General features: G+C 35.3%; 12 protein-coding genes. 8 read left to right on the forward strand and 4 right to left on the reverse strand.

The features are described 5' to 3' along the window. Positions 1–15 precede the first annotated feature (15 nt). Positions 16–1,200, reverse strand: coding sequence for a putative glycoside hydrolase (locus Q0891_RS01310; protein WP_299098256.1), 1,185 nt, complete (start codon positions 1,198–1,200; stop codon positions 16–18). Between the two features lie 21 nt (positions 1,201–1,221). Beyond that, the gene (locus tag Q0891_RS01315) at positions 1,222–2,745 is read right to left on the reverse strand and encodes an alpha-L-fucosidase (RefSeq protein WP_299098257.1); all 1,524 of its coding nucleotides are present in this window, start codon (positions 2,743–2,745) and stop codon (positions 1,222–1,224) included. A gap of 214 nt (positions 2,746–2,959) precedes the next feature. Here Q0891_RS01315 and Q0891_RS01320 point away from each other — a divergent pair, with 214 nt between their 5' ends. Genes Q0891_RS01320 through Q0891_RS01345 form a run of 6 tightly spaced genes read left to right on the forward strand, consistent with a single transcriptional unit; the run spans position 2,960 to position 13,957 of the window. After that, entirely contained in the window at positions 2,960–6,088 is a 3,129-nt protein-coding gene (locus Q0891_RS01320) for a TonB-dependent receptor (protein ID WP_299098258.1), read from the forward strand. A gap of 55 nt (positions 6,089–6,143) precedes the next feature. Continuing rightward, positions 6,144–7,934 carry an alpha-L-fucosidase gene (locus Q0891_RS01325; RefSeq protein WP_299098259.1) on the forward strand — a complete coding sequence of 597 codons (1,791 nt, stop codon included), beginning with the start codon at positions 6,144–6,146 and terminating at the stop codon, positions 7,932–7,934. A gap of 10 nt (positions 7,935–7,944) precedes the next feature. Beyond that, on the forward strand, positions 7,945–9,099 hold the full coding sequence (locus Q0891_RS01330; RefSeq protein WP_299098260.1) for a putative glycoside hydrolase: 1,155 nt from the start codon (positions 7,945–7,947) through the stop codon (positions 9,097–9,099). A 4-nt stretch (positions 9,100–9,103) separates the two neighbouring features. Then, positions 9,104–10,645, forward strand: a complete 1,542-nt coding sequence (locus tag Q0891_RS01335) for an arylsulfatase (RefSeq protein ID WP_299098261.1) — start codon at positions 9,104–9,106, stop codon at positions 10,643–10,645. Further along, the gene (locus tag Q0891_RS01340) at positions 10,635–12,059 is read left to right on the forward strand and encodes a sulfatase-like hydrolase/transferase (RefSeq protein ID WP_299098262.1); all 1,425 of its coding nucleotides are present in this window, start codon (positions 10,635–10,637) and stop codon (positions 12,057–12,059) included. The genes Q0891_RS01335 and Q0891_RS01340 overlap by 11 nt, the downstream gene beginning before the upstream one ends. 59 nt (positions 12,060–12,118) lie before the next feature. After that, complete coding sequence (locus tag Q0891_RS01345; protein WP_299098263.1) at positions 12,119–13,957, forward strand: arylsulfatase; 1,839 nt, start codon at positions 12,119–12,121, stop codon at positions 13,955–13,957. 113 nt (positions 13,958–14,070) lie between these two features. Here the strand turns inward: Q0891_RS01345 and Q0891_RS01350 are convergent, their stop codons facing one another. Then, the gene (locus tag Q0891_RS01350; protein ID WP_299098264.1) at positions 14,071–15,171 is read right to left on the reverse strand and encodes a formylglycine-generating enzyme family protein; all 1,101 of its coding nucleotides are present in this window, start codon (positions 15,169–15,171) and stop codon (positions 14,071–14,073) included. A gap of 167 nt (positions 15,172–15,338) precedes the next feature. Then, positions 15,339–18,023, reverse strand: coding sequence for a T9SS type A sorting domain-containing protein (locus tag Q0891_RS01355; protein WP_299098265.1), 2,685 nt, complete (start codon positions 18,021–18,023; stop codon positions 15,339–15,341). A gap of 317 nt (positions 18,024–18,340) precedes the next feature. On the opposite strand from Q0891_RS01355, the gene glp reads away from it, so the two are divergent. Both glp and Q0891_RS01365 read left to right on the forward strand, forming a co-directional pair. Next, positions 18,341–19,516, forward strand: coding sequence for a gephyrin-like molybdotransferase Glp (gene glp / locus Q0891_RS01360; protein ID WP_299098266.1), 1,176 nt, complete (start codon positions 18,341–18,343; stop codon positions 19,514–19,516). Beyond that, complete coding sequence (locus Q0891_RS01365) at positions 19,516–19,845, forward strand: winged helix-turn-helix domain-containing protein (RefSeq protein ID WP_299098267.1); 330 nt, start codon at positions 19,516–19,518, stop codon at positions 19,843–19,845. Before glp ends, Q0891_RS01365 begins: the two co-directional genes overlap by 1 nt. Positions 19,846–19,850 lie beyond the last annotated feature (5 nt).

Below are 19,850 nucleotides of genomic sequence, written 5' to 3' on the forward strand. Positions count from 1 at the left end.
GTATAAATATTTAGTTTATTTCCAGTGTAATTGGGCGGTTTGGTTTTTAATATCTAGCCACACATCCAAGTGTTCAAAAGCACGCGTATAAATGTAGCCATCGCGTTGCGCGTAGTCTTTTGGCGCTCCTAATTTTTTGTTGTACTGCGGAAAAGTTTTTAACCAGACTGCAGATTTGTTAACGTCATAGCCATCATGAGGGTAGACGTAGCTGTGTTTTTCGGCACAAATTAGAAAAATAGCCAATAGATAGTCTATACGTTTCGTTAGATCATCATCGTTAGTTAAGCGCGCTCTTACATCATCCATACCTACATTTTCATTCTCTAAAGCTTTACCAATACCAAGAGACATGGCAATGACTTTACCTTCTCGAGCTGATTTTTGAACTGCTTCAATACCTTTGGCAAGATAATCTTCATAAGTCATGCCAAAATTTTCGTGTTCAAAACCTTCAATATAAGAGCCATCAAAGAATTTCATATAGTTTCTACCTGAATCTTTAAAATCCGGACGTACACGAAGCATATTCGCTAGCAATAAGTTGTGATTTCCTAATTGGGTATTTAAATCGGACATCATCTTTAAGTAACCCGTTTCAATAGTTTTTTGCTTTGCTTCGCCAACACGATTACTAAAAAAAATTGGTGCTAAAACTTTAATATTAGCATCTAGAAATACACCATCAATATAAGGGTTTTCAGTAATGGTTTTCACATGATTTAACCAATACGAACGAACGTAATCTTTGGATATATCAAAAAAACCTGTTCTCTTATTAGGCATTAAAGCTTTTTGACCATTAGTGTTTACCAACAGCGCCTCTGGATGTTGTTTTAAAAAGGCTTTGTCTTCCTTATAGCCGCCCCAATTAACGACTACATTTTTATAATACAAAATTGTGGTTTCCGGATTTATTTTTTTTACCGCTTTTGCTGCTTTTAGAGTTCCTTTTTCTGCAGATCCGTAAGTTTTACTTCCTGTTGTTTTTTCAAAGGTAATTAAAGGGAATTTTGAAAGGTATTTTAGTTCTTCTCTATTGAAGGCTGTTGATTTGCGTAAATGCATATACAAGGGCATTGTATCCCAAGAAAAGTCAGGTAATTTCTGTTTTTCTATAATGTTTTCTTGCTGATGTGAAGCACAGGTCATTAAAAAACCGGCTAGTAAAAGCAATAAAATGGATGATTTGTAATGCATTAATCTTTTTCTAAATTTCAATTATTCCGTGATTATTTTAAAGCATATTGCTGATTGATTTGGTAGCGTTGTAAAGTTATACGATATTAATAAACCTTCATTATCTCTCTTCCAACTAATGACTTGATCACTTCCTAATAATTGTATTTCTTTTATGTCTTTTTCTAAAAGTCCGTCAGTTTTTAAAGTTTCAATTAAAAGATCTTTGGTTGGTGGTGCTAAGACAAAGGCATAAATATTGTTGTCTTTTGTGGTAAAACGAATATCCTTCTCAGAGAAGGGTTTTAGATTTTCTCCTGCACGTTTGGTTATAATCTCTAGAGGACCTTCGCCAAAGGTTTTCCAAGGTCTAGTATTGTAAATGCCTTCTTGGTTATGTTTAACAAAAGCACCAAAAGCACTAAGCATTTGTTCTTGGTTTTCAGGAATGGTCCCATCACCTTTTAAAGCAATATTAATCATAACGGCACCATTTTTACTAATAGCATCAATAGCATTCCCAATTAAAACCGCTAAGGACATTCTGGTAAACGAGTTCTTTCGGTAAAACCAACTTCCTGATATATCGGTAGCCCAAATCCAAGGGTGTTCTTGTAGTTCGCCAAACATACCACGCTCTAAATTATAGGTAAACGCTGCTTTGTTTTGTTTGGTGTTTTTAAAAGATAAAACGGTCGTTTGTTTGCCATTGTTTTCTTTTAAATCTCGGTTTAAATAGGCTGAAAATAGTTTAACGCCTAAGCCTTTACCTGAACCTATTTTAGGATATGGCGAATCGTTGTTAAACATATCGGGATCATACTTTTCAATTAAATCCCAAGAGCGTTTGTACCAATGTTGGTTCCAGCTATCTTGGCTAGCAAACTTATAGGTGTCATAGTCCATATTGAAAAAGTCCCAAGCTTCTGTGCCTTCTTTTTGAAATTTTCTTGCGGTTCTAAAAAAGCGTGGTGACCAGTATAAATGTGTAGAAACACCAAATTTTAAACCATGCTTGTAAGCGGCATCTTTCCATTCTCTAAGAATATCTCTTTTTGGTCCCATTTTTACGGCATTCCAAGGAAAGAAGGAATCATACATGTCAAAATTATCATGATGTGTAGCGACAGGCATTATGAAACGTGCACCACAATCTTTAACGAATTTCACAATAGCATTAGCGTCAAAGTTTTCAGCTTTAAAATTTGCGATAAAATTTTCGTAACCAAATTCTGAAGGTAATCCGTAACGTTTTTCATGCCATTCCGATAATCTTACGGTGCGCAATCTGTCCGGTTCATTTCTTGCATCATAATCTTCATCCCCATACATGCGTCTGCCGTAATGCGATCCGTCTTCAGGTCTATTTTCATCGATTGAAGATGGAATTCCCCAATGCATCCATACGCCTATTTTACTATCTTGAAACCATTCTGGTACGTTATAGTTGGCTACCATAGATTCCCAATTCGCCTCAATGGTTTTTGAACTTGTTGTAATTTGACCAAAAGCAAGACTCGTGTTTAAGATTAAAAAGGGGATAATAATATAGGATTTAAAAGCCATATAGTTTCTAATATGATACTATACAAAGTAACAATTTACTAATTTGTAAACGCTTCTCTAATCTGTCATTTTGTTGCTGTAAAATTTCAAATTTGTTGAAAGGTATAGGTAGGAAGGGTTTTGATTGATTTGAGAAAATTTAAAAACGAACTGAGCAAGTTGATTAACGTTAATTGGTACATATTTGTAGTCATACAAACTAACTTATCACGTCATGAAAAAAAATAATTTTAAAGGTTTATTGTTTTTAATATTAGTAATGCAGTGTGCATTTGGTTTTGCTCAAGACAAAGAAATAACAGGTAAAATCACAGATAAGGAGAATGTACCATTGCCAGGAGCAAGTGTTATTGAAAAAGGGACTAAAAATGGTGTCATGTCTAATATGGATGGTGAATATTCTATTACATTAAAAAATTCAAATGCCATTCTTGAGTTTCATTATTTAGGTTATAAAACAGTAGAAATTTCTTCAAGCGGTAAAAGTGTAATTAATGTTCAGATGGAAGTGGATTCTGAGGCTTTAGATGAAGTCGTCCTTAATGTAGGTATAAGGAGTTCACAATTAAGGGCCGTTAAGGAAAAGCGTGATGCGACAACGGTTATTGAGGCTATAACACCTGAAGATATTGGGAGTTTTTCAGATAGTAACATAACAGATGCCTTGCAACGAGTTGCAGGTGTGCAAATAGAACGTAACGACGATGGTGTATCTGGTGATCGGGTTTCTATTAGAGGTATTGGTCCACAATTTGTTCAAATTACAATGAATGGGCGTTCGCCAATCTCGGCAGGAAATGAAGGTAAATCAGATTTTCGTAAATTTAACTTAAACGTTATACCGACCGAAATTATAAATGGAGCACGAATTCATAAAACTACTCAAGCCAAAGAGTTATCAACAGCTATAGGAGGCTCTGTGGATTTTCAAACCTTAAGACCTTTAGATAAAAGGTATAAAAAGGGTAAAAAATATTTTGCTAGTGTTAATTTAAGAGGAGATAGTGAAGCGGATTTTGAGAATATAGATTTTGATCAAAGATATTCAGGAGTATTTGGTGGAAAAATAAGCGATAATTTAGGTGCTGCTGTTTCCATAGTGTATGCAGATGATTTTAGGCAACGTGAAGAAGCAGGTATGCGAGGGTATAGAAATGTAACGTTTTATGAAGATACTGATAGCAACGGTGCTTTTGAAGCTGGTGAAAATATTTACGAAGATATTTTAGTCCCAGCAACACTTAATAATGTTTTAAGAAACGATAGTAGAGAACAATTGGCGATCTCAACAGCAATTCAATATAAGCCAACCGAGAAATTAGAATTTTTATTAGATTATACTTTAACACGATTAAGAGCCGCTTCAGATAGACAACAATTTCAAATGTCAATGGCCGCAGGTGGTAACAATAATGGTTTGTTAGGCTCGCAAAATTTCTTTACACCAGGAAGTCTTATTTTTAATGGTAATAATTTAGCCTTTATCGATGCCGCTGGTGCGGAGAATTCAAGAGTAAATATCCAAAACAAAAATCAATTTTATAATAATAACACTACAAATAATATTATCGGATTAAACACTAAATATACGGAATCAGATAAGTGGAATCTTAGTTTTGATATGTCATATTCTAATTTAGATTTTTTCCAAAATTTAACCCAAATAACGTCTAGATTGCGAGGTCAAGATTATGATAACAGTGTTTTTAGCTTGGATTTAAGAGGAGATCTTCCTCAATATGGAATACCAGATGAAATTTTAGACCCAACTCAATTTTCTCTAATATCGGCAGCAAAGCGTCATATTAGAACCAAAGGCTATAATTATGCATCAAGATTAGATTTAGAGTATGAATTAAATAAAAAAGCAAAAGTTACTCTAGGAGCTAGAGCAGCAATAACGGATTTTGAAGCAAGAGAAGCTCAAGCAAATGCAGATGATATATATGGTGACTATACAGACGCACAACAACAGCAATTTACAGATCTTATTTCTATTGATAATTATTATGTTCCAGGTAATTTTTTAGGTGGAGGAACAGGCTTAGATCAATGGATTAATATTCCTGGAAATGCGGTATTAGATTTAACTCCAGGCTATAATAATTTAGATGGTGGAAGCGTTTTTAATTTTGATACACCAATGGATGAAATCGTCTCTAATGTTGATGACCTACAATTTAATCCTGCAAAATCTTATGGAGCTATAGAAAAAAGTTATTCTGCTTATGGGCAAGTTGATGCCAGAGCAAATTTAGGAAATGTGCCTGTAATTTTAAATTTTGGTGTGAGAGCCATTAATACAATAAATGAGTCTAGAGGTTTTACTGGAGTAGAAGTATTTGATCCTATTGCTGAAACTAGCAATGTGGTCAATGGTGCATTATATCATGAGGTAGAAAACTCAAGATGGGACGTACTACCTAGTTTTAATGCTAATTTTAAATTAAAAAGAAACTTTAATATAAGATTAAGTGCTGCCAAAGGTGCATCACGACCAAAATATAGAGATATGATGCCAAGTAATGAGGTGGAGTATTTAGATCCTCAATCTGCTATATTTGATCCCAGTTCACCCGATTACGAACCTAATTTAGGAACAAGTTTATACAGAGGTACTATTACTTCTGGGAATCCAGAATTGAAGCCTTACTCCGCTTGGATGTATGATACCACCTTTGAATTATATAGTAAAAATGGAGGTGCCGTTATTGCCAGTATCTTTTACAAGGATATTAAAAATTATATTGGAAGGCAAACTCTAAATGACCAAGCCTATCCTGGTGTAGAAGCATTGGGAGTAGAATTACCAGCTATTCAACAAGATTTATTATTTGATATTTCTACACCTGTTAATATAACTGATGCGCAACTTTATGGATTTGAATTAGGGTTTAATCAGCATTTTACATTCTTGCCAGGATTTTTAAGTGGATTCGGAGTAAGAGCCAATTATTCTTTTGTTGAAAGTAATTTTGATGGAGCCGTTGGTGATGCCACTAATGGATTTCCAGGGACTTCAAAACATAATTTTAATACTGTTGCTTATTATGAAAAATATGGTTTCTCCTTGAGATTTACCGTTGCTCATAGAAGTAATTATTTAAGTAATTTAGGAGGAATAGGTTCTTCACGTGCAGATGAAGCACATTATACTGAAGGTACTACACTTCTAGGAATCAATTTAAAATATAACATTATAAAAGGCTTACAAGCAAGTGCAGGTGTAAGTAATCTTACCGGAGAAGACACTCGAAGATATATTGGTGACGATCCGCAAAATTTTACGTCTTATTACACCCGAACTCCAACTTGGAAAATTGGTTTAAGATATAGATTGTAATCTAAAAGTATTAATTGATTGAACCTCAGGTCAAAAGAATTAAAATAATAGGCATATGATTAAGAATAGACATTTAATTTTTTCCGTTTTGGTAATACTTATAGGTATTACAAATATTCATTCTCAAGACAAAAACAAAAAGGGAATGGAAGAAATGTGGGGAGAAACTACAGTTTCTGGTGATGCTTTAAAAAGTGGGAAAGCAAAGTTGTTTGATGAAGGTAACTACGGTATGTTTATTCATTGGGGTTTATTTTCAAATCTTGGTGGTGTATGGGAAGACAAAACCTATTATGGCATTGGCGAATGGTTAATGAGCAAGCGTGTGGCCAATATCGCACCAGAAAAATATAAGGAAACGGCTAAAACCTTTAACCCTGTGGAATTTGATGCTAAACAAATAGCACAATTGGCTAAGGATGCGGGTATGAAATATATTATTATCACCAGTAAACATCATGAAGGGTTCGCTATGTTCGACTCTGAAGCTAGTGATTTTAACATTGTAGACGCTACTCCATTTGGTAGAGATCCAATGCATGAGTTATCTGCGGCTTGTAAAGAATTAGGCCTTGGGTTCGGGTTCTATTATTCTCATAATCAAGATTGGACGGCACCAGGAGGAACTAGAGGTCCAGAAGTCGATGAAAACGGAAATAAAGTAGATTTCAAGGATTATTTTTATAATAAGTGTAAACCTCAAGTAAAAGAAATATGTACTAATTATGGAGACATAGACTTCGTTTGGTTTGATACGCCTGGTGATATGCCAAAACAGTATGTGGTAGAATTAGCAGATATGGTAAGAGAATTACAACCTAATGCGATGATGTGTAGTCGTGTAGGTTATGGTATGGGAGACTATGCTAGTATTGGAGATATGGAAGTGCCAACGCGTAATGTAGAAGGACTTTGGGAAACTTGTGATACCAATAACGATTCTTGGTCATATGCCTGGTATGATAACAACTTTAAAAGCCCAAAGAAAATTTTAGGTCGTGTTATTGAAACAGTCGCTCGTGGAGGATCTTATTTATTTAATGTGGGTCCAGATAGTAATGGTGCGATTCCCAATATAGGTATCGAGTTTTTACAAGAATCTGGGCGTTGGATACAAAAATATCCACAAGTTGTGTATGATGCCGGAAGTTCGCCTTGGGGTTATGCTTTACCATGGGGAGATGTTACAACAAATGATAAGTCGCTTTATTTATCTGTAGGGCAGTGGCCTACAAATGGTAAATTATATTTGCCAGGTTTAAAATCTAAAGTGAAGAAAATCTCACTTTTAGATGGTAATAAAAGCAGTGCTTTAACCTATGAAATGGAAAACGATTGGTTGGTAATTAATGTGCCATTTAAAGCGCCAGAAGAATTAATTTCAGTAATAGAAGTAGAACTTAAGGATAAATCAGCAGTTGTAGAAACCCATTTAGGGATTTATCCAAATGTTCCAACAAGGTTGTTAACAGAGTTTGGTATAGTAGAAGGTGCAGAGCAAAAAAACGTACGCTGGATGGAAAAATTTGGCGAATGGAAACATGCTAATCAAGTCAGTAATTGGGAAGAAAATGGTATGGTTTGTTGGGACGTAAATGTTCAAGAACCTGGCTATTATTATCTAGATTTAGAGTATAAAGGTAAAGGACGTTTAGTTTGGAAAACCACAACAGATGAGGGTGTCAAGGTTCAAAATCAACAAGCGGCTACTGATAAATACGCGTACCGCAGAATGGGGATATTAGAGTTTAAAACAGCAGGAAATCATATCATAAAGACGTCTTTAGTTGAAGGTGATGTACAAACATCAAGTTTAAAATCGATTAAGATTTTACCAATCAAGTAATAGGAATAACATGAAGCTCCCATTTCTACATAAAAGTTTGTTTTTAATTGGTTTGTTTTTAATTCAAACAGCCTTTTCTCAAGACGATAAGCATTATCCAGAATTTAGTTGGGATAAGGTTCCTGTTGCATTTCACTTTGGAAAAAAAGGGGATCTTTTAACTAAAAAGGAAGCCAAATTTATTGCTTTGCATTCCAATTTTACAGTATTAGAAAAGGCTCATGGCTTTCCAAAATACAAATATTCTGAAGAAACTATTGCGGCAGATGCAAAAGTGTTAAAAGCGCTTAATCCAGACATGAAAGTGGTGTTTTATTGGAATGCATTTTTGGATTATAAGATGTATAAAGCGCATGAAGATTATCAAACAAAATCTGATTGGTGGCTTAAAACAAAAACTGGAGAGTTAGACTTAAAAAACGAAAGAATTAAACGATATGATTTGTCTAATCCTGAGGTTAGAAATTGGTGGTCTGATGTCGCTAAAGACAATTTGAATAATGAAAATATAGATGGTGTTTTCTTTGACGGTTTAGTCCAAGTGACCAATCCTGGAAATAAAAAATTGTGGGGAACTGAAAAATTTGACTCAATTCAACAAGGCTTAAAAGATCTAATTAAAGAAACGAGAGCTAAAATTGGTAATGATAAATTAATCGTTTATAATGGTATTCGTTCTACGCCTGTTAGAAATAGCGAAAATGATTTTCCAGATTATACCGATGCCATAATGATTGAGCATTTTGGATATTTTAATAGCAAATCCAAAGAAAGTATGCTTAAGGATATTCAAGAAATGGAAAAAGCAGGTAAAAGTGGAAAAATTGTGGTGTTTAAGACATGGCCAGAAAATGCGTGGTTAAGCAAAAAATTTATGGCTAAATCTGAAAAGGAAAAAGAAGAAATATCTAAAAAGCATCTAACTTTCGCATTAGCTTCTTTTTTAGCCGGTGCACAAAAACATTCTTATATTAGTTATAATTGGGGCTATCGCTTAAGTATGGGATCACTTCAATGGTACCCTGAGTTTGATAAACCTTTAGGTAAGCCTTTAGATGAGATGCAAGTTAAAGGTTGGGTTTTAACCCGAAATTACGAGCATGCTAGTATTTGGGTCGATTTAGAAAATAAGAAAGCCACCATTGACTGGAAAAAAGAAAGCTAAAACCATGAAGACGAGCGCCTACTTTTATATGATACTGTTGGTGTGCTTAACGGCTTGTCGAGAACATACAAAACCAACGACTCAAGTTAATAAACCCAACATTATTATATTTTATGCTGATGATATGGGTTTTGGTGATTTAGCGATTCAAAATCCACAGTCTAAAATCCCAACACCTCATTTAGATCAATTAGCAAAAGAAGGACTTTTAATGACAGAGGCTCATAGTTCTTCAGGTGTGTGTACACCAAGTCGATATGCCTTATTATCGGGTCGTTACCATTGGAGAGATTTCAATGATATTGTACATGCCATGGGCGAATCTGTGTTTAAAGAAAACCAAGTAACCTTACCAAATATTCTTAACACTAACGGTTATCATACCGCAGCTATTGGAAAATGGCATTTGGGATGGAACTGGGAAGCTATCAGAAATAAAGCGGTTACGGAAAAAGAAAAAGCGAAGCATGGCAAAAAAGACGTTGAAATTTGGCCAGCACATGCTTACGATTGGGGAAAATCCATTCCTAATGGACCGTTATCAATTGGTTTTGATTCTTATTTTGGTGATGGTACTATTAATTTCCCCCCTTACACGTGGATAGAAAATGATAAAGTAACGGAAGTACCAACACGCACCTTACAACATCCTAAAGAAGATTTTGCACTAGAAGGCAATTGGGAATTACGACCAGGACCTGCCGTTGAAGATTGGGATTTTTACAAGATTTTACCAACGGTGACGACCAAGGCTGTGACTTTTATTAAAAATCAAGAACAAGCCAAAGATCCTTTCTTTTTGTATATGGCATTTCCTTCGCCACATGCACCAATAATTCCGAATGAAGCATTTAGAGGAAAAAGTAATGCAGGTCCTTATGGCGATTTTGTATATCAAACAGACGATGCGGTCGGACAAATTTTAGAGGCCTTAAAAGCTATTAATGCCGATGATAATACCATCGTTATTTTTACATCAGATAATGGGTCAGAGCGCTATGCTTATGACCGTATTAAAAATTATGACCACGATAGTTCGCATCCTTTTAGAGGTGTTAAAAGAGATGTTTATGAAGGTGGTCATCATGTGCCTTTTATTGTAAAATGGCCCAATCATATTAAAGCAGGAACCAAGAGTACGCAATTATTTAGTCAAATAGACCTTTTAAATACCTTAGCATCTATTACAAAAAGTGATTTGCCAAAAGGGTTTCAGCATGATAGTTTCAATTTTTCTGATGTATGGCTAACCAATACGGATGAACCTGTAAGAGAAACTATTGTTCATAATACTTGGACGTCTAAATATGCGATTAGAAAAGGAGATTGGTTATACATAAATAATAAAGATGGTTACCACACCAGAATACCAAAATGGTTTAAAGAAGGGCAACGTTTTACAACTGCAAAGGATACGGTACAACTCTTCAATCTTAAAGAGGATATAGGACAAAACACCAATTTAGCATCTCAATTCCCTGAAAAGGTTAAGGAGTTAGCTGCAGCATTACGTAACGAACAGAAAAAAGAAACGTTTGAAAATTAATACCGAAATGAGAATGCGTTATTTAAAACATATCACACTTTTATGGGTGGCCATCATTCTGAGTTCTTGTAATGAAACGAAGACGACAACTGTAGCTGATAATGCAACGATAGCAGAAACAGAAGATGCAAGACCCAACATCATTTTTATTTTTGCGGATGATTGGGGTTATGGTGATCTAGGTGTGTACGGAAATACAGAAGTGGCAACGCCAAATTTAGATAAAATGGCAGCTGAAGGCACACGATACACCCAGTTTCATGTGACAAGTGGTGTGTGTTCCCCAAGTCGAGCTTCGGTTTTAACAGGCCATTTTCCGGCAAGACATCGTGTTCATGCACACTTTGCAGGAAACGAAGTTAATGCCAAACGTCATATGCCAAATTATTTAAACGATTCCCTTCCGGTTTATCTACCGCGAACTTTACAAAATGCAGGTTATAAAACAGCACATTTTGGGAAATGGCATTTAGGAGGTGGTGGTAAACCTCATGGCGATCCTTCAGCACCAGAACCAAAAGACTATGGTTATGATGAAACAAGAGTTTGGAACGGGAACGGACCCACTTGGAAAGGCGATCAAAAATGGCCAACCACACGATTTATGGATAAAGATACCCTTTGGGTGCAAAGTTCAAGCAGAATAGCTGTAGACGAAACCATAGATTTTATAAAGGAGAATAAAGGGAAGCAACCGATGTTTGTGAACCTTTGGTTAAAAGATCCGCATACACCATTGTGGCCTTCTGAGGCACAGCGCAAACCGTTTAAAGGCTTATCGCCAAGCAAAGAAACCTATTATGCGGTTTTAAAGGATGCCGATTATCATATCGGGCGTTTATTAGACTCTATTTCAGAGCTAGGATTAGATGAGAATACATTAATAATTTTTTCAAGTGATAATGGACCTGCGGGTTGGGGACCTTCTAAAGAAGCAGGTTCTACAGCAGGTTTAAAAGGACGGAAAGTCGATATCTTTCAAGGTGGTGTGGCAGTGCCTTTTATTGTTAAATGGAAAAATCATGTTGAAGAAAACAAGGTAGATTCTACCAGTGTGCTTTCAACCGTAGATTTATTGCCAACCTTTGCCAGTTTAGCGCAAACCGAATTACCAAACGATTATGCTATTGACGGAGAAGATATCAGTTCAATTATAGAAAACAATAGTTTTAAAAGAACAAAACCCTTATTTTGGGAATGGCGTTTCCCTAGAGAAAATACCAATCATTGGGCACAAGGAGCGGTTAGAAAAGACGATTGGAAACTATTGTTTAACGACAAAATAAAAAGAGAAGAACTCTATCAAATTTCTAAAGATCCAAAGGAAAACAATAATGTCGCTATAGCGAATCAACAACGTGTTAATGAGTTCAAACAGCTTTGGTACGAATGGAAAAAAGAACTTCCAGAATAACTAAATAACGCTTAAAAATAATTTAATAACACCATAGACTTTCAAAAACTAGTATTGAAATGAACAAAAAAATAATAGTATTAATGGCACTTATGGGATTTGCATTTTCATGTACATCTCAATCATCAAAAACAGTAACTAAGAAAACAACAAAGCAGCCTAATGTGATTGTTATTATTACAGACGATCAAGGTTATGGAGATCTTGGTGCTCATGGTAACACTTTGGTGAAAACACCAGCTTTAGATCAACTTCATGATGAATCGGTAAGGTTAACCGATTTTCATGTTGGGCCTACTTGTGCGCCTTCAAGATCTGGTTTAATGACCGGAAGATATGCTAATAGAGTTGGCGTTTGGCATACCATAGGTGGCGTGTCAATTCTAAGAGATGATGAGGTGACTATGGCCGAAGTGTTTCAAGAAAATGGTTACAAAACCGCGATGTTTGGAAAATGGCATTTAGGAGATACTTATCCTTCTAGACCTCAAGATAAAGGGTTTGAATACACCATCACTCATGGTGGAGGTGGAGTAGGCCAAACACCAGATTATTGGGATAATGATTATTTTGATGATACCTATTTTAAAAATGGTTTGCCTACAAAGTACGAAGGTTATTGTACCGACGTATGGTTTGATGAGGCTATAGATTATATTGAAACGCATAAGGATAAACTATTTTTTACGTATATCTCTACAAATGCGCCACACTTACCATATAATGTTCCTGAGGACTATTATAACCAATACAAAGATTTAGACATTCCGGAGTTTCAAAAAATATTCTACGGAATGATTACCAACGTGGATGATAATGTCGCGAAACTTCAGAAGAAATTAGAAGACTTAAACATCGCAGATAATACCATTGTTATATTTATGACTGATAACGGAACGGCTTCAGGATATAAGAAAGTTAAAGGGCAACTTTACGGTTATAATGCAGGAATGAAAGGCACAAAAAACAGTGAATATGAAGGTGGACACCGTGTGCCATTTTTTATTAAGTATCCTGGAAAAAATATTGAAGGTGGAAGAGATGTTAAGGCGCTTACGGCGCATTTAGATATCTTACCAACCTTAGCCACGTTGTGTGATTTAGAATTACCAGAACGCCAAAAGGAAATCGATGGTTCTGATATTTCATCACTTATTTTAGGTGAAGAAGAGAGCATTGGAAGAGATTATCTTATTACTGATTCGCAACGTGTACAGAGCCCTATTAAATGGCGAAAAAGTGCCGTGATGGCAGACAAAATGCGATTGGTTAACGGGAAGGAATTGTATGATGTGTCTAAAGATCCAGGACAAGAGCATGACTTGGCCGCACAGTTCCCAGAGAAAGTGGAGCAAATGCGTGGATATTATAACGAATGGTGGAGTTCTGTTTCAACAGAATTTAACCAGTTTCCTATTATAGTTTTAGGGTCAGATCAGCAGAATCCTATTGAATTAACCTGTCATGATACCCATGTACACGATTCTAAAATTCCATGGAATCAGAATTTTATTAGAGAAGCAAAAAAGAACCCTATGGGAGGCGAGTTTACTGTAGCCTTTGAGCAATCGGGAACCTATACTATTGAATTGAGTAGATGGCCTTTTGAAGCTAATTTAGCCATTAATGCCACTGTTGAAGGTAAGGCAGGTACTATTTCTACCGAGGCTATTGCAGATGGTAGAACTATGAATTTCAAATCTGGTGGTGTAAAAATTGGAGCATGGGAGCAAACCAAAGCGGTAGATAAAGATGCTAAAGTGATAAGCTTTACAGGTAACTTTACTGAGGGTGAAACGGATATGAGTGCTTGGTTTACCACTGAAGAAGGTGAAGATTGGGGTGCTTTTTATATGAGAGTTACTAGAGTTTCTAAAGGCTTTTCTGTGATAGACTAATCTTTCAGTAGATTTCGCTTTACGACATAAGCGCTATAAAAATCATGTTATATAATAAAAAAAAGGGAAAGCTAACGTTCCCTTTTTTTAGTGTTATATGTGAAATAGTCGTTTTAATCTTCAGACTTCAACATCTCTGGTGTTGCTACGGTTCTAAAGCCCATATGATCGGATCCGGAATCTACAGAAACACCCATTTTAGCTGATATTCTAAAGCTTGCGCAGTAAGAGGCATGACATAAAAAAGAGCCTCCTTTCATCACGTGTTCTACTTGATAAGGATTATCTGGGTTAAAATGTCTTTCAGCTCCTGTAGGATTTTCAATAGTCTTAGAGCTGTCTAATTCGTTATAATAATTTACATTAAAAAAATCACTGGTTATTTCCCATACATTTCCAGCCATATCGTAAAGTCCAATACTATTTGGTGGATACGATTTTATAGGTGAAATAAATTCAAAACCATCTATGGATTCGTTTCTTGTAGGGAAAACACCTTGCCATGTATTGGCATTCACATCGAGTTGAGCAGCATCATTTCCCCACGTAAATATGGTGTTTGTGTTTTTTCCTTGGGCAGCAGATTCCCATTCCGCTTCGGTTGGCAGACGTCGATTTGCCCATTCGCAATACGCTAAAGCATCTTCATAGGCTACATGGACTACTGGGTAATCATCTTTATCTTCAATAGTTGATTCTGGGCCATCAGGGTGTTTCCAATCCGCTCCTGTTTTCCATGTCCACCATTGGCCATAGTTCTGCATATTTACAACGGCGTTTACATCTTTATTGAAAATTAAACTACCTGGTTGTAAAATAGAATCGTGAGGTTTTGGTGTATTTGGAGGTAGTTCTTTTTTCATTTCTTCCCAATCGATTTCACGTTCTGCAATAGTAACGTAGTTGGTGGCTTCAACAAAAGCTTTAAATTGCTTATTGGTAACTTCAGTAATGTCCATAAAAAAACCATCAACAGTAACCCAATGCGCTGGTTTTTCTCTCGGCATGGCGTATTGATCAGCATCTTTGGCACCTTGTAAAAAGGTTTTTTGTTCTACCCATACCATGCCTTCGGGAGCATCAGGTATTGCAAGTGTTTCTACAGGATTAATTTTATCTGTTTTATTAAGGTCTTGCTTTACTTCACTTTTACAACTGAAAACAGCTGTAAGTAATAATAGTAAGGCAACATTTTGAGCAAATGAACTTTTCATGGATTTTAGATACATATTGATTTTGTTTAAATATAGTGCTTTGAGGTTTGTCTGCATGAACTAAATAATTTTCAGTAAAACTAAATAATAGAAAAAACCGTAATATGAACAAGATATTACGGTTTTTATTTTATGAACTAGTCTTAAAATTAGAAGTCTGTTCTATTTTAATTAATTATAATTTTTTGAGTTCGGTTTTGAGTGTCATTTATTAACTCTACTATATAAACCCCTGTTTTTAGGCTGCCAACGTTAATAGTGTTTGTAGTGTCTGACGCATTCAAAATATTTTGAAATACTAATCGACCTTGCATGTCATATAATACGGCTGAAGTTTCAGAATTTAATTGTCCTTTAATCACTAGGGTTTTAGATGATTGGTTAGAATATATTTGTAAACCATTTAACAAATTATCATCTACGGATAGTGCATTTGTTGAATAATGGATATAGAATCTACCAGTTCCGTTTAATTCATCAGATGGTGTAAATACATAATCACTATTATTCAATAACGTCCAGGTATTGGTAGCGTTATCTTCAAGATAAACGTTAATATTTGAAGGGATTGTTGTGGTTTCAGTATTTAAACCAATTGTTAATTGTGTGCCAGACTCACTATTAACGCCAAGAGGAACTATTATGTCATTAAAATCATCGTAAGGTAATACCTGAATAGCGAACTCTACACCTGCATGATTTTCGACAAGATTAGTGTATATACCGCTTGTTGAATTTGTAAAAGTACCGGCATCATATCCAGGGTCTAAGCCACGTGTTTGGTTTTCAGCAAAGTATATTTTTGTGTTATAATTATTTGCTCCATTAGATAAAAACAATTCGGATAATACAGGATTTAATGTTGACGATCTACCAGCAATAAAATCTTCAGAAGTTCCATGCGTTCGCATCGCAGGAGTGAAAGTCACAGTTCCACCTGAAACTGTTCTAACATAAAATCCTTGACTTGGTGTAATTTTATCAGAAGTTGTATTGATTGCATTCCAAATGGTATAATTGCTGCCGTCAGAATCATCTGCATCATAGCCGTAAATTGCTTTGTAAGCTCCACTACCACCATTTAATACACTTTCGTTTTCGGTCCAAAAGACACCAAAATCTAAATATGAAGGATATGGATTTCCTATTAAGTTCCAAGGGCCATACGTTGGATCTCCTCCATCTGTAAGTGTAACTGGCACGTTGGCTACTGGAGAATCTGGCACTGTTCCTTTGAAATAAATGGTGCTTCCATTGATAGTTCCGGCTCTATAACCTTCACCTGGTGTTATAATTTCTCCATCAGTTGTTACCCAGTTTTCGTAAACACCGTTTACATTATTAAAAGGACCAAATAATTTTTGGTTCTCATTAGGTGCTGTATTTGAAACCAATTCAGCTGAATTATTATTAGCTAATGTTGAAAAATTTTGATCAACAGGAGAAGAGATGAGGTCATTGCCATCTGAAACTCCATTTACATATCTATAATATCGAATATCACCGTTTACAGTTCCATTGAAAATTAAACTAGCAAAACTTGTAGATGTAGAATATGCAAAAAGGTTGTTTTTAGTAATGGCGTCTCCATTAATAGTTAAAGAATGTCCTGCTTCAACTTTTACTCTTTCTGTTGCTCCAACTTCTATAATTGCAAAATCATTAACAACCACGTCCGTATTTATTTGAATATTGCCTTGTATAATAACATTATCTGTAGCTGTTGGAACAACTCCACCTATCCAAGAAGAGCCGTTTTCCCAATCAATAGGGTTGGCTGTAGTCGAAGCAATTCTTGGTACTCTAATATAACCTGATGCATCCTGCGTTATGGTACCATCTGCTGGTTCTACGCCATCAATAAGCCAAGTATCTAATAGGGATTGAGATACTTCAGTATCCGAAATTCCAATTCTAAGAACACCTGAAAAATAATTTCTTAAATCTACTCTACCATGAATTCCAGTTGAAGGCGAAGTATCATAAGACGAAAATTGCACCAATGTAACGTCAGCACCAAAGTCTAATGCTAGTTCTTCACGATCAATTTTAAGCTGTTCCATGCTTTCTTGATTGGCGTTAAACGTTACGGTACCAACCAAACCAATTCCATTTTTATGTCTACTAATACTACCATTAATTGTATTTGCCACGTTTACGGTAAATGACCCTGAATTTCTAACTTGAATTTGTTTCCCACTTTTAACAATTTCGGAGTTAGTATTTGAAATAATAGGATTGTTAATGGTCGTATGATTACCTGAAAAGCCTGTAAAATCAGAAGAAGCTGCATAAATCATTCCTCCATTAGAACCTGCATCTTCAACAAGAAAACTACCCGTTCCACTCACATTTCCATTAATTTCTACAGGATTAGCTGATTGGTTATTTATATCTACTCTGTTACTTCCTAGATCTAAAGTGTAACCAGCTGAGAAGATTAGTTTTGAATTAACTGTATTTCTGATAAGAAATTGCTTGTTATTGGCATTTATAATGACATCACAGTCAAGGGTCGTTCCATTACTAGGCCATGACCTAATGATATAATCACTAGATGAACCATTTAGCTGCAAAGTACCACTAGAAAATGTGCGGGCAGTGTTAGTGGTAATATTAACCGACCCTACTTCTACGACAGTCATACCATTTAAAGCAACATCAGTTTGAATAGTTGCTTCTCCTGATGCATCTGCTATTGTGCTAGCAGTCCAGTTTGTGTCTAACGTCCATAATCCATTTCCTGATCCACCGTCATTAGTATAAGTTCCATTGGTTTGAGCACTTAATTGAAGGCTACTTATACCAGTAATTATTAATACAATTAATTTAAAGAGTGAGGGTTTATTCATAATATTTTAACTATTAAGTTTCTTTGCTCAAAAATAAGTGTCTGCAGTGATTTCAACTTGCTTCATTCAATCATAAACGTGCTCAATTCTTGTAAAAACACTTGTACGTAGCGTAATACAACTAAAGAATGTAACATTGAAATTTTTAAATAGCGGTACGTTTTTTCAGTTAATAGGAGGTTCAAATTCTCTAAAAAGTGACTAGTTTTATTTCAGTATATAGAGGGTGTTATCTTTTTTTAACAAAAATATGAGTAACCTGTACTTTAAATATAAAATATTCGTTATGTTTGGTAAGATATAACGCTCTAATTAACATGATTTCAGTTAAACAAGCATTAGATATAATTGATAGTTTTCCAAGTGCATTTTCTTTTGAAAAAGTACAGCTTCAAGATGCATTAAATTCAGTTTTGTCTGAAGATGTGTTTTCGCCTATAAACATGCCACCCTTTAGACAATCTGCAATGGATGGTTATGCTATTCAATTTTCAAAAGAAGAAACATATACTGTGGTGGACGAATCTAAAGCAGGAGATTCTACTAATTATGTCCTCAAACCAACGGAAGCTGTTCGGATTTTCACAGGCGCATTAGTGCCAGACAACGCAGATACGGTTATTATGCAAGAGCATGTTGAGCGTTTAGAGGCATCTATTCATATTAAAAAAATGCCATCAAAATTTGCTAATATTCGTAAAACGGGCGAGCAAATTAAAATAGGAGATTTAGCTTTAAAAAAAAGAACTAAACTAAATGAAGCAGCTATAGGTTTTTTAGCCTGTTTGGGTATAACAACGGTTTCGGTTTGTAAAACACCAAGCGTAGCAATTTTAGTTACTGGTAACGAATTACAACAACCAGGAACAGATTTAGAAATCGGAAAAATATACGAAAGCAATTCCGTAATGCTAAAAGCAGCCTTGCAAAAAGCAGGAATTAAAGAGATTGAAATTATCGCTGTAAAAGACGATTACCAAGCAACTAAAACGAGTATAAAAAATGCTTTAGATGCCAACGATATTTTATTAGTTTCTGGTGGAATTTCAGTTGGCGATTACGATTTTGTAAAAGAAGCTTTATTAGAAAATGATGTAGAAGAGTTGTTTTACAAAATCAACCAAAAACCAGGCAAACCATTGTGGTTTGGCAAAAAACGAGACACTTATGTGTTTGCATTACCAGGAAATCCTGCTTCTGCGTTGACTTGTTTCTATATTTATGCGCTTCCATTACTAAGAAAAATGTGTGGTTATAAAAATAATCACTTACAGAAAGTAATAGCAAAAAGTAAATCAGCGATAAAAAATCCATCTCAAAAAACACTGTTTTTAAAAGCTAATTTAGAAGACGAATTTGTTGAGGTGCTTCAAGGTCAGAGTTCAGCGATGTTATACACCTACGCAATGAGCAATGTATTGATTTGTGTTTCATCAGAAACTGCTGAGGTTAAAATAGGAGATGAGGTTACATGTATAAAACTTGACGTATAATGGAGATTAAATCTAGACTTTGGATTGAGAAAGAAGGCAAACCATTTATTGGTTTCGGACGTATAAATTTATTAAAGCAAGTTGATGAAACAGCCTCAATAAGTGCGGCAGCAAAAGCGTTAAAAATGTCTTATAAAAAAGCGTGGAATTTACTCAATGAGATTGAAACTCTAGCAGAACAACCGGTTTTAGTGAAAAATATTGGAGGTAAAAATGGAGGAGGAACTCAAGTTACTGACTATGGAAAATCGTTAATCCTTCAATTTGAAACTTTAAACCAAAACTGTATTAATTTTTTAGAAGAGGAATACAAGAAATTAGAATTATGACGATA

The organism is uncultured Winogradskyella sp. (assembly GCF_947498005.1).
GTDB lineage: Bacteria > Bacteroidota > Bacteroidia > Flavobacteriales > Flavobacteriaceae > Winogradskyella.